9 protein-coding genes are annotated in these 12,508 nt (G+C 36.7%); 6 read left to right on the top strand and 3 right to left on the bottom strand.

Annotation, left to right across the window (positions count from 1 at the left end):
- Positions 1–1,080: 1,080 nt before the first annotated feature.
- The gene (locus tag PHT93_RS08655) at positions 1,081–1,239 is read right to left on the bottom strand and encodes a hypothetical protein (RefSeq protein WP_300239172.1); all 159 of its coding nucleotides are present in this window, start codon (positions 1,237–1,239) and stop codon (positions 1,081–1,083) included.
- Between the two features lie 110 nt (positions 1,240–1,349).
- On the opposite strand from PHT93_RS08655, the gene PHT93_RS08650 reads away from it, so the two are divergent.
- The 6 genes from PHT93_RS08650 (at position 1,350) to PHT93_RS08625 (ending at position 11,126) form a co-directional block, all read left to right on the top strand.
- Positions 1,350–1,991, top strand: coding sequence for a DedA family protein (locus PHT93_RS08650; RefSeq protein ID WP_300241845.1), 642 nt, complete (start codon positions 1,350–1,352; stop codon positions 1,989–1,991).
- A gap of 25 nt (positions 1,992–2,016) precedes the next feature.
- The gene (gene rfbA, locus PHT93_RS08645) at positions 2,017–2,901 is read left to right on the top strand and encodes a glucose-1-phosphate thymidylyltransferase RfbA (protein ID WP_300241843.1); all 885 of its coding nucleotides are present in this window, start codon (positions 2,017–2,019) and stop codon (positions 2,899–2,901) included.
- Positions 2,901–3,983, top strand: coding sequence for a GDP-L-fucose synthase (locus PHT93_RS08640; protein ID WP_300241841.1), 1,083 nt, complete (start codon positions 2,901–2,903; stop codon positions 3,981–3,983). Before rfbA ends, PHT93_RS08640 begins: the two co-directional genes overlap by 1 nt.
- 15 nt (positions 3,984–3,998) lie before the next feature.
- Positions 3,999–5,150: a GDP-mannose 4,6-dehydratase gene (gene gmd / locus PHT93_RS08635; RefSeq protein WP_300241839.1), complete on the top strand. Its 1,152-nt coding sequence runs from the start codon at positions 3,999–4,001 to the stop codon at positions 5,148–5,150.
- Between the two features lie 109 nt (positions 5,151–5,259).
- Positions 5,260–6,429 carry an OmpA family protein gene (locus tag PHT93_RS08630; protein ID WP_300241837.1) on the top strand — a complete coding sequence of 390 codons (1,170 nt, stop codon included), beginning with the start codon at positions 5,260–5,262 and terminating at the stop codon, positions 6,427–6,429.
- A gap of 539 nt (positions 6,430–6,968) precedes the next feature.
- Positions 6,969–11,126 carry a translocation/assembly module TamB domain-containing protein gene (locus PHT93_RS08625; RefSeq protein WP_300241835.1) on the top strand — a complete coding sequence of 1,386 codons (4,158 nt, stop codon included), beginning with the start codon at positions 6,969–6,971 and terminating at the stop codon, positions 11,124–11,126.
- On the opposite strand, the gene lipB is transcribed toward PHT93_RS08625, so the two are convergent.
- A complete protein-coding gene (lipB, locus tag PHT93_RS08620) occupies positions 11,115–11,777 on the bottom strand; it encodes a lipoyl(octanoyl) transferase LipB (protein WP_300241833.1) in 663 nt (220 codons plus the stop codon). The two genes, PHT93_RS08625 and lipB, sit on opposite strands and share 12 nt — an antisense overlap.
- Entirely contained in the window at positions 11,741–12,508 is a 768-nt protein-coding gene (gene mtgA / locus PHT93_RS08615; protein WP_300241831.1) for a monofunctional biosynthetic peptidoglycan transglycosylase, read from the bottom strand. Before mtgA ends, lipB begins: the two co-directional genes overlap by 37 nt.

Below are 12,508 nucleotides of genomic sequence, written 5' to 3'. Positions count from 1 at the left end.
AAAGATCCTGAACACTTTATCTCCATAGACACTACAAAACGATTTCTGATAAAATCAAACATGAACCATTGCTATTCAACGGGTATTTTATATGTAAAATCAATACGACCGTCAAAGTCGGGAAAAACTTCTTTGCAGCACAATTTAAAAGAGCTTGGTTTAGTTTGCCGAAGAGCTTAAACTGGTTTGCCGAAGAGCCTTTATTTTTTTCGCAGTACAAAATACCAAATAAGAAGCAACCCATTGAATTAGTCATGGTAATAATGGATCAGTCCGAAACCCCGGTTGTTATTACACTTAGATTATGTCGTTTTTAATGGGATTACCTCGATAGGTTAAAACAAATCGTGGACAGCAAATATAAAAAAGTGAAATAAAAAAAACAAAATAACAGCAAAATTTGTCATTTTCAGACAAATTGTCGTCGGCTTTAACGGCGTTGTTTTAACACGCTTTATTTAATAAAATGACAATATATGTACCCGAAAAACAAACACCAAAAAACCGCACTTAAACCGCACGATACGGCATGCTCGTTTTTTTGAATGTACAAAATTGAACAAAAAAAGGCAATGGATAAAATCTCCCTATTCTTTTTGGAAAAAGATTCTATTCTTTTTTTGAATATAAAGGATATTTTTCAAAAAATAACCTTTATATTTTCGGTAAAAAACGGGCTGTTTTAGTCTAAATACAATATTTATTGGTCTAAAACGATGCTATAAATCAAAAAAACAAGGATGGGCATTTTTTACGCGTAAGCAAAAGAACGAAAAAAGTATCTATTTGTCAAAACAAAACACAAAAATAAAAACTATTCGATTGATTTTAATGTATTGTAAATCAGCAATATGAGCGGGATTGATTTTATTGGAAGCCTCTGCTCAGCGTAGTTTCTAAACCAATGTCATCAACTTAAGCTATACAGTTTGGTTTTAAGGCTGAAAGCCTGCTATATTATAGCCCTACGCAACGCGTTGGGAAGGATGTAGAACGAGGCTCGCGCCCTGAAGGGGCAACATAGCAGATGTTAGGGTAGGTTTATACTGTCCTTTCAGGCCGCAAAGGAAGGGTGTCCTATTACCCAACACGTTGTGTTGGGCTGATATATACTCGGCTTTCAGCCGGAATTATTCGATGAATAGTAAGACTAAAGTGGAGCAAGAAGTTTGAGTTGATGACATTGGTCTCTAAAATGCCAGTTTGCAGTATAGACGTATCACGATGGATTATTACCATAACAACCCGATATTTTGCCTGATCCATAATAATCGAATAATCGTTTTTAAAGGTGAATTGTTTTTTGTTTTTTCTTATGTTTGTACTCGTAAATAATATTAATAAAGCTCATGGAAGCAATCCAGTTTCTTTTTGATTTTATCCTTCACATTGACGTTCACTTAGCAGAACTTGTAGCTAATTATGGTATATGGATATATGCTATTTTATTTTTGATTATTTTCTGTGAAACAGGTTTGGTAGTAACGCCCTTTTTACCAGGCGATTCTCTCCTTTTCGTTGCCGGTGCTCTTGCGTCGTTAGGAGATAATGACATCAATGTTCATCTAATGGTTCTACTGCTTATCAGTGCAGCAATTTTGGGAGACTTAACCAATTATCTTATTGGTAAGTATTTCGGCGAAAAATTATTCAGCAACCCTGATTCTAAAATATTTAAGCAGAGCTATCTGGATAAAACACACAAATTTTACGAGAAACACGGTGGCAAAACGATTATTTTAGCTCGATTTGTACCGATAGTAAGAACATTCGCACCTTTTGTAGCAGGTATGGGGAAAATGTGTTATAAACAGTTTGGTTTCTATAATATTATAGGAGGCATCTGCTGGGTTGCATTATTCATGTATGCAGGCTACTTTTTCGGAGGGTTAGAGTTTGTTCAGAAAAACCTCAAATTACTTATTGTTTTAATAATTCTGATTTCTGTTTTACCGGGAGTTATAGAAGTATTGAGGAATAGAAAAAAATAAGATTATCTTAAAAAACAATCTGATTATGAAAGGAATTGTATTAGCCGGAGGGTCAGGAACCCGTCTATATCCTATCACAAAGGGAGTGTCAAAACAATTATTGCCTGTTTACGACAAGCCGATGATTTATTATCCGATATCGGTATTGATGCTGGCCGGGATACGGGAAATACTAATTATCTCAACACCTTACGACCTGCCGGGATTCCAACGATTATTGGGAGATGGATCAGATTATGGGGTACGGTTTGAATATGCAGAACAACCTTCTCCGGACGGATTAGCTCAGGCATTCATTATCGGAGCTGATTTTATTGGTAATGATTCTGCCTGTTTAGTTCTCGGAGACAATATCTTTTATGGACAAAACTTCACAGCAATGCTAAAAAAAGCAGTGAAAAATGTGGAGGAGGAAAATAAAGCAACTGTTTTCGGATATTATGTAAATGATCCCGAACGGTATGGAGTGGCGGAATTTGATAAAGAAGGAAACGTTTTGAGTATTGAAGAAAAGCCTGCTGAACCTAAATCAAACTATGCTGTTGTGGGACTCTACTTCTACCCCAACACAGTAATTGACGTAGCGCAGAACATTCAACCTTCTGCACGCGGAGAACTGGAAATAACGACAGTCAATCAGATGTTTTTGAATAAAGGGGACTTAAAGGTTGAAATATTAGGAAGAGGATTTGCCTGGTTGGATACGGGAACGCACGACTCTTTATCCGAAGCGTCCACATTTATTGAAGTAATCGAAAAAAGACAAGGGTTAAAAGTAGCCTGTCTTGAAGAAATAGCGTACAATAAAGGATGGATCAATGACGAAAAATTAAAAGAAGTCGCATCTGTTATGTCTAAAAATCAATATGGACAATACCTGATGCATTTCTTAAAAAAACAGAATAAATAATGGACTTGAAAAATAAGATATTTGTAGCTGGGCATCGTGGATTAGTCGGTTCAGCTATACTGAAGAATCTAAAAGAAAGAGGCTTTACTAATTTTGCACTTAGAACTCACAAAGAATTAGACCTAACCAACCAGCAAGCTGTTAATCAGTTTTTCTCCGAAGAAAAGCCGGAATATGTCTTTCTTTCAGCAGCCTATGTCGGAGGTATTATGGCCAACAACACCTACAGAGGAGATTTCATTTATCGCAATTTGATGATACAGAATAATGTAATCCACGCGGCATACATCCATGATGTAAAGAAACTTCTTTTCTTGGGTAGTACCTGTATTTATCCGGGCGAAGCTCCTCAACCAATGCCTGAGTCGTGTTTACTGACCTCCCCGCTGGAGTACACAAATGAGCCATATGCAATTGCCAAAATTGCAGGTATAAAGATGTGCGAAAGTTATAATCTGCAATTTGGGACAAATTTCATAGCAGTTATGCCGACCAATTTATATGGTCCTAATGATAATTTCAACCTGGAAACGTCTCATGTTCTTCCGGCTATTATAAGAAAAATGCATTTAGCACATTGCCTTAAATCCGGGAACGGGGAAGCATTGAAAAAGGATTTAAACATACGTCCTATTGAAGGTATAAACGGCAACTCGTCTGAAGATGAAATACGAAAGATTCTTGGTAAATATGGAGTAAACGACAGTCAGGTAGAAATATGGGGAACAGGAAAACCAACGCGTGAATTCCTTTGGAGCGAAGAAATGGCCGACGCCTGTGTTTTTGTTATGCAAAAAGTAGATTTCAACGATCTGAAAACATCAGAAAAAGAAGTACGAAATACACATATAAATATAGGTACCGGTAAAGATATTTCGATCAAGGATGTCGCTGAGTTGATCAAAAAGACCGTTGGATATACTGGTGAACTAAAATTCAACTCTGACAAACCGGATGGGACATTGAGGAAATTAACAGATGTGACCAAACTAAATAAATTAGGGTGGCAGCATTCTATAGAAATAGAAGAAGGCGTAAAACGTCTCTACAAATGGTACTCTGACAGCACTTTATCGAAGTAATAATACATATATAAAATGGGAAAGGTTGCATTAATAACAGGTATAACCGGACAAGACGGAGCTTATCTTGCAGAATACTTAATAAAAAAAGGTTACACGGTTCACGGTGTTAAAAGAAGATCTTCAATGTTTAATACTGAGCGAATAGATCATTTATATCAGGATCCTCATATAGAGAACAGAAACTTTGTCTTACATTATGGAGACCTGACCGACAGTTTGAATCTGACACGTATCATTGGAGAAACTCAACCGGATGAAATATATAATTTAGCTGCAATGAGCCATGTTAAGGTAAGTTTCGACACACCGGAATACACGGCAAATGCGGATGGATTAGGGGTATTGAGAATCCTTGAAGCTGTTCGACTATTAAATCTGAAAACTAAGACCAGAATATATCAGGCCTCGACTTCTGAATTATACGGCTTAGTTCAGGAAGTACCTCAAAAAGAGACAACCCCATTTTATCCCAGAAGCCCATATGCCGTGGCGAAATTGTACGGATACTGGATTACGGTCAACTATCGTGAAGCCTATAATATGCACGCATCCAACGGAATTCTGTTCAATCATGAATCCCCGTTAAGAGGAGAAACATTTGTTACCCGAAAAGTGACGCGTGCAGTATCTCGTATAGCATTAGGCATGCAGGAGAACTTATTTATGGGAAATCTTTCATCCAAACGAGACTGGGGGCATGCTAAAGACTACATAAAAGCAATGTATTTGATACTCCAGCAAGATAAACCGGATGATTATGTGATAGCAACAGGGCATACAACAACAATCCGTGACTTCATAACAAAAAGTTTTGAAGAAATAGGTTTGGAAGTAGAATTCCGCAATGAAGGAGTTGATGAGATAGCAGTATTAAAAGGTATAAATGAAGGCTTATTTAATGAAAAAGTAGGCAAAGATTATATCGAAGAAATAGGTAAGAAAATAGGCAAACAAGTTGTTGGAGTTGACCCACAATATTTCCGTCCTACAGAAGTTGATCTTCTTATTGGAGACGCCGGCAAAGCAAGAAAACAATTGGGCTGGGAGCCTACGTATAATCTGCAAGCCCTTGTGTCTGATATGATAAGCTCTGACATAAAATTAATGAAAAAGGAGTCTTTTTTGAAAAATGGGGGCTACAAGACGCTTAACTATTTTGAATAGAATAAACTTTTTAGGTTTTTTGTTTGTTTTAATACAAAAAAGCGTTAATTTTGCTACGTTTTATGTGGTATAAGGGAATATAGATTGTTTAATTAAAATGTTTAAGAATATGAAAACAAAGATTTTTGTATTGGCTTTGTTAACAGTTTTCGCTTTTTCTGCTACAGCTCAGGAATATCAACCTCAGATTGGCTATAGCACAGAAAATGGCTCAAAAACTAATTTCAAGAAAAATAAAGCCGGTGATAACTGGTTTATCACTTTAGGAGTTGGAGGAAATGTATTATTTGGAGATGACAATGCTGAAGCTGATTTTGGAGACAGAATTAATATTGCCCCTCAAATATCATTCGGTAAATGGTACAATCCATATTGGGGTGCTCGTTTACAATTGAATGGTGGTCCGATGAAAAGTTTTGTAGATCCTAACGGGACAACAGAATTGAAAGCATATTGGTTGAATCCACACTTGGACTTTATGTGGGACATCACAAACTATTGGGCTCCTTATAAAGAAAGTAAAGTATTCCGTTTCATTCCTTTCGCAGGTATCGGTTATGCTGTACGTTCTGGAAAAACAGTAGAAGGTGTAAAAATGGCTGGAGTAAACACAGTTTATAAAAGATCTGAATCTCCTTCTATCAACTTAGGTGCTATCATGTCTTTCCGTTTAAGCAAACGTGTTGACTTGAACATTGAAGGTCAATATGTATTATTGCAAGAACATTTCAACCGTGTAACTAAAGGTCACACTACAGATCGCGTAGGTCAGGTAACTGCAGGTTTGAATTTCAAATTAGGAAAAACAGACTTCGAAGTTCTTCAACCAATGGATTATGCTTTGTTAAACGATTTGAACAGCCAGATCAATGCTTTACGTGCTGAAAACGATGAATTAAGCAAACGTCCGGTTTCTTGTCCTGAATGTGAAGAAGTTGCTCCTACTATCGTAAACAACTATTCTGAAAACGTTGTTTACTTCCGTTTGAACAGCTCTAAGATTGACAAGAATCAACAAATCAACATTTACAACACAGCTGAATTTGTTAAAGAAAAAGGCGCTCCTATTAAAGTTATTGGATATGCTGATAAGAAAACAGGTACTTCTGGTTACAACTTAGGCCTTTCTGAAAAACGTGCAAGAGCGGTTGCAAAAGAATTGATCGAAAAATATGGTGTTTCTTCTAACCAAATCACTATCGAGTGGAAGGGTTCTGACGAACAACCATACAGCGAAAACAATTGGAACCGTGTTGTTATCATGAGAGCTAACAACTAATTAAAAGACTAAGCTAAGGCTTACTTTAATTAAAGAATATATAAAAGAGTAGTAAGAGCATTTTCTTACTACTCTTTTTTTGTTTATATGCCAATAGTCATCCTATTTTTCGGCTTATTTAACCATTTCTATCACGATTATATTGTAGTTTTGCAGTAAAACAAAAAGTTATCAGAGGGTTAAAATACATAGTTGTTAGTCTCTTCATTTTACTTTGGGTATTCTATGTCATTCCGGTTATATCACTAAATATTCCATATATTCAAAAAGGTGTAACCCGAAAAGTCACATCGGAATTATCCAACTATTTAGGTGTACCCGTAAAAATAGGTAGAGTAGACATAGAATGGTTTAACCGAATAGTCTTAGAAGACATCGATCTTAAAGATCAGAAAGGAGATACTTTATTTAAAGCCGCTCACATTTCTGTTGGGTTCCAACCCTACTCTTTATTAGAAAAGAAATTTGTATTTAACTCAGTCCGGCTTTTTGGGTTTGACTTAAAACTTAATAGGAAAACGCCCAAGGATGAACTGAATATGCAATTTCTTATCGATGCATTTTCCAGTAAAGATTCTATAAAGAAAAAACCTAATTTCGATATTAGATTACAATCGGTGTTGCTAAGAAGAGGAAACCTGTCTTATGATGTCTTTTCCGAATCACAAACCCGCAAGAAGTTTAACAAAAATCATATAGCAATAGAGAATCTGAGTGCAAGTATCTCGGTCAAGGCATTAACGGAAAACACACTTAAAGCTCAAATTAAGAAACTAAGTTTTGACGAACATTCAGGTCTTTCTTTAAACAAACTATCCCTTCATGTACAAGCAGATAAAGACAGTGCATTTATTAATGACCTAAGAGTTAAGTTACCCGGAACAGATTTTAAAATTCCGGAAGCTAAAATAGATTTGGCCAATATAAACAGCATGGAAGAGTTGGTTAACAACGCTCCCATTACATTAACAATTGATCCTTCTCAGATACGCCTTAGTGATTTAAAAGCCTTTGTTCCTGCATTTACAAATTTTAAAGACATTATTGATGTTTCAGCAGAGGCATCGGGCTACATTAACAATATAAATTTAAAAAGATTATCTCTTAATTATAGTAATAAGGCGCAATTCGTAGGCAGGATGGAGCTTAAAGGAATCACAACTCCGGAAGAAGCTTATTTATTTGGACAGGTTAACAAAATGCAGATAACGAATGAAGGTCTTAGTGGAATTGTAAACAATTTCAGTGAAAAAGCAGTGGAACTACCTGATCAACTAAAAAAGTTGGGTAGTCTTCATTTTGCAGGTGAGATATCCGGTTTCTTAGACAACCTCATTGCGTATGGTAAATTAACCTCTGCCATTGGGACTTTAGAAACAGACCTGAATTTCGGACATAATAAAGAACAACAAGTCGGAACATTCATAAAAGGACATATTGGTAGTTCAGATTTGGAAATCAGTCGCCTTTTCGACGAGGGTAATCCCTATGGTAAAGCCCGTTTTAACATTACATTAGATGCCATTCGACCGATTAACGGAGATTTTTCAGGTTTAATTGAAGCAAAAATTCTTAATATAGACTATTTAGGATATAACTATAAGAACTTATTGTTCTCAGGAGATTTCAAGAAAAACGGATTTAATGGCAAAATCAATATTGATGACCCGAACGGATCGTTACATGCTGAAGGGACATTTATTCATCAAGGGAAAAATTCGCTCTTTAATTTCACGGCAAAAGCAAAAGATATACGACCGGATGTTCTGAACCTCACTCCCAAATATGAGAATCCAAATCTCTCTTTTTCGATGAATGCTGATTTCACAGGGAATACAATTGACAATATTGAAGGTGAAATAAGAATAGATAGCCTTAGTTTTGTCACAGCGCCATCGCAATTCTCCTTAGACAAACTACTTATCACTGCTTCCGGACATACGTCGGACAGAAAACTGCAGATTCAATCGGACATACTGAATGGAGAAGTAAACGGGGCTTATTCTTTTGCAACGATCATTCCCGAGTTTATCAGTACGCTTCAAAAACACATTCCTTCTTTGGTTAAAACCAAACAGAGCAGACACCGTGAAACAGAAGAAAATAATTTTTCTGTGTTATTAACCGTAGAGAATACGGAAGCGTTGTCAAAAACGCTCAAACTTCCGATAACAATTCTGACGCAAACCCGAATAACCGGTTTTTATAACAATCTATATGATAAATTTCAGATTGAAGCCTATATGCCGAAGTTTAGTATGGACAAAACCATCTTTGAATCCGGTTATCTTATTTGTAGCAATCAGTCCGGACAAATAGACCTAAATCTTAAGATAATCAATCACAAGAAACAAGAGGTTAGAAATTATTTCGACTTACAAGCTGATGCGAATGAGGACAAAATCAACACATTGTTTACTTGGGCCAACAATAAAGAGAATAAGTACAGAGCGAGTTTCAGAACTTCTACCGTATTTACTGAGGAGAAAGACCAACAAGGTTCACTTTCTAAACGGGTAGAAACATCTATTACTCCGGAGTATTTAATGATCAATGATTCCACCTGGCAAGTATTACCAAGTGTAGTCAGTGTTGAAAACGGGCGCATTAGTATTGATAATTTTTATGCATCGCATGGGGATGAGCACTTACTTATTGACGGGACAATATCAAAAGATCCAAACGATATATTACTACTTGACCTTAAGGATATTGAGCTTAGCTATATTTTTAACACCGTCAATATCGAAGTTTTAAGATTTGGAGGTAAAGCCACAGGAACTGTAAATGTACAGGATGTATTCAATAGCAGAATGCTGAATACAGATCTCGAAATAAAGAACTTTTCATTCAACCAGGTCGAGCTCGGGCAACTTAATTTATTCAGTGAATGGGACGATACGCAACAAGGTATTTTGATGTTGGGTACTATTTACAAGAACGATAGTACATGGACTGACGTGAATGGCTATATTTATCCTGTTGGAGAGAAAGCGGGACTCTCATTATATTTTGATGCAAACGATATTAATTTAGCCTTTCTTCAACCGTTCATGGAAAATATCACATCCACAGTGGAAGGGCATGGTTTCGGATTAGTACGACTATATGGTTCTTTTAAAAACATATCCGTAGAAGGAAATGCTTTCGTGAAAGATGGACGTATTGGCATTGACTTTCTGAATACGCAATATACATTTTCAGATTCACTTTTCCTGACTAAAAACAATATTAGAGCAAAAGGACTAACGATTGAAGATAAGTATGGAAATAAAGGACAAGTTACCTTAGATATTGCTCATGAACACTTTCGTAATTTTAAATTTTCAGCCGATGTTAATGCAAACAACATGTTAGTCTATGATGTAGCCGAGAAACAGAATCCGATGATATTCGGTTCCGTATTCGGCACCGGTTCTACGAAGATAGCAGGGAATGAGAAAGTGATCAATTTCGACATTAATATGCAGAGCGCACCGAAAACTGCTCTTTCATTTAATTTCATGAGTGGATCAAAGGCGACAGAATATGATTTCATCACGTTTATCGATAAAAAGAAACTGGCTGAACAAGCGGTATTGGCAACAACAGATTCGTCATCGACTAACGAAAACAATGAAACAACGGATCTTGATGATGGCACAGAAATAAAAATGAATATGCTATTAGATATCACCCCCGATGCTAACATTGAACTTGTGATGGATCCTGTAGCGGGAGATAAGCTAAAAGCAACCGGAAGCGGTAGTATGCAGATTGAATACGGAACGAAATCTGATCTGCGAATGTATGGTGGAGTAAATATAAACAGCGGAAGTTATAATTTCAGTTTACAACAACTTATTCATAAAGGTTTTAAAATTGGAGAAGGGAGTACGGTCGATTTCCGTGGAGATCCTTTTGATGCGGTGATGGATATTAACGCAATTTATAATCTAACAGCGAATATCGGAGACTTAGATCCCAGCTTGATTGAACAAAGCGGACGTGCGAATATTCCGGTCAATTGTATTCTGCAGATTGACGGACAACTGCGGAATCCGATGGTTAAGTTCGACATTGAATTGCCTGGGTCGAATGCAGAACTGGAACGTTTAGTAAAAGGCTTGGTGGATACAGATGAGATGATGACATTGCAGATTATTTACCTTTTGGTCTTAAATAAATTCTATACTCCTTCTTATATGGGAGATAATTCAAACGAATTAAATGCAGTTGCCTCTTCCGCCTTATCATCACAGCTTTCCGGTATATTGAATAGTCTGACTGATAAAGTACAAATCGGAACAAATATCCGCACAAGTCAAGATGGCGTATCCGACACGGAATTTGAAATGTTACTATCAAGCCAATTATTAGATAACAGATTATTATTTAACGGTAATTTCGGAGTAAGAAACAACCCTTATCAGAATCAGGAAAGTACTTTTATTGGAGAGTTTGATCTGGAATATAAATTAACACCAACGGGAGAAATACGACTTAAAGCGTACAACCATGCAAACGACATGTATCGTTACCAAAGACAGTCTCTGACCACACAAGGGCTTGGGATTATGTATAGAAAAGATTTCACGAACTTCTCCGAGATATTCCGCTCGAAGAAAAGATTTCCACTTCCTGCTCCGGTATTGAAAACCGATTCTGCAGCAACCATAAGAGAAGAAAAAGAAAACCTGATTCAATCAGGGGAATAACTCACGAAACAGCATCTTTAACCGCTCTTTAGCTAAGTCAAAGTCCTGCGGTTCGCCTAATTCTTTCGCTAATGAAGTAACACCTTTATCCACAAAGCCACAAGGATTAATCAGTGAATAAAAAGAAAGATCCGTATTTATATTTAATGCAAAACCGTGCATGGTCACATAGCGACTACTTTTCACCCCGATAGCACATATTTTACGAGCTGTTTTCTTGTTTGCTTCTAACCATACTCCAGTAGCTCCATCCAAACGTTCTGCCGGAATACCGTACAGATTCAAAAAACGAATAACGACCTCTTCCATTAAATGGATATACTGTTTCAAACCTAACCCCCAATATTCCAGATCGAAAATAGGATATCCGGTAATTTGTCCGGGACCATGATATGTTATATCTCCTCCCCGATTTGTATGATAATATGTTGCTCCCCGTTGTTTCAGTATCTCCTCCGGAACAAGCAGATTATTCTCTTTACCACTTTTCCCGATCGTAAAAACCGGATTATGTTCACAAAATATCAATTGATTTACACTTGGATTACCCTTAATTTTGGCTTCAATTAATGCGTTAAAGAGCATTGTCTGACGTTCAAAGCCTTCTTCGTAATCTATCTTTCCCCAATCAATAAAACTGAAGCTCTCCATTTCTTTCTCTTTTTAGTAGGTAATTTTCCATCCTCTTTTCTATACCCCATATCTATCTGAAACATCTTCCCCATTAATGAGATGATCTGCGCCTGTCTTTTTTGCATATAAGCAGAAGGTTTAGCCGAATTAAATTTCCTTGGATTAGGTAAAGTGGCCGCAATCAAAGCAGCCTCAGCCTTCGTCAATTGATAAGCTTGTTTATCAAAATGCAAATTAGCTACAGCTTCAGCCCCATAGATACCATCCCCCATTTCAATTGAGTTCAGATAAACCTCCATAATACGTTCTTTTCCCCATATCCATTCTATCAGGAACGTAAAATAGACTTCAATCCCTTTCCGAAAATAAGATTTTGCAGGCAGAAGAAATACATTTTTAGCAGTCTGCTGTGAGATAGTACTGGCTCCTCTTACCCGTTTTCCTTGTTCTGCTTCTTCACGGGCTTTCTGAATCTGTTCTATATCGAAGCCATTATGTTCAAGGAACAGGTTATCCTCAGACGCAACAACCGCTTGAACTAACGGTTGCGCAATCTGTGATAAAGACACCCAACGATGTTTTAGATTAAATTTCTTACCCACCTTCTTTTGTTCATATAAACGAACAATCATCAGTGGAGTATAATAAACTGGTATATACTTATAAGCTACAACGGCAAGAATACTGGATATAAATAGAAAAATCAATAGATTTCTTGCCCAAATCAAAAGACGTTTCAGTATCTGCAT

The sequence above is a fragment of the Massilibacteroides sp. genome (assembly GCF_028705895.1).
Classification (GTDB): domain Bacteria; phylum Bacteroidota; class Bacteroidia; order Bacteroidales; family Tannerellaceae; genus Massilibacteroides.
The sequence above is the reverse complement of the archived record's forward strand: the minus strand, read 5'-3'. Positions and strand labels throughout refer to the sequence as shown.

Bases quoted from the DNA above. Each gene is read 5' to 3' on its own strand.
- PHT93_RS08650 (WP_300241845.1), top strand. From the start codon at position 1,350: ATGGAAGCAATCCAGTTTCTTTTTGATTTTATCCTTCACATTGACGTT.
- gmd (WP_300241839.1), top strand. From the start codon at position 3,999: ATGGGAAAGGTTGCATTAATAACAGGTATAACCGGACAAGACGGAGCT.
- mtgA (WP_300241831.1), bottom strand. From the start codon at position 12,508: ATGCAGATACTGAAACGTCTTTTGATTTGGGCAAGAAATCTATTGATT.
- PHT93_RS08625 (WP_300241835.1), top strand. From the start codon at position 6,969: ATGCAATTTCTTATCGATGCATTTTCCAGTAAAGATTCTATAAAGAAA.
- PHT93_RS08640 (WP_300241841.1), top strand. From the start codon at position 2,901: ATGGACTTGAAAAATAAGATATTTGTAGCTGGGCATCGTGGATTAGTC.
- PHT93_RS08630 (WP_300241837.1), top strand. From the start codon at position 5,260: ATGAAAACAAAGATTTTTGTATTGGCTTTGTTAACAGTTTTCGCTTTT.
- rfbA (WP_300241843.1), top strand. From the start codon at position 2,017: ATGAAAGGAATTGTATTAGCCGGAGGGTCAGGAACCCGTCTATATCCT.
- PHT93_RS08655 (WP_300239172.1), bottom strand. From the start codon at position 1,239: ATGGTAATAATCCATCGTGATACGTCTATACTGCAAACTGGCATTTTA.
- lipB (WP_300241833.1), bottom strand. From the start codon at position 11,777: ATGGAGAGCTTCAGTTTTATTGATTGGGGAAAGATAGATTACGAAGAA.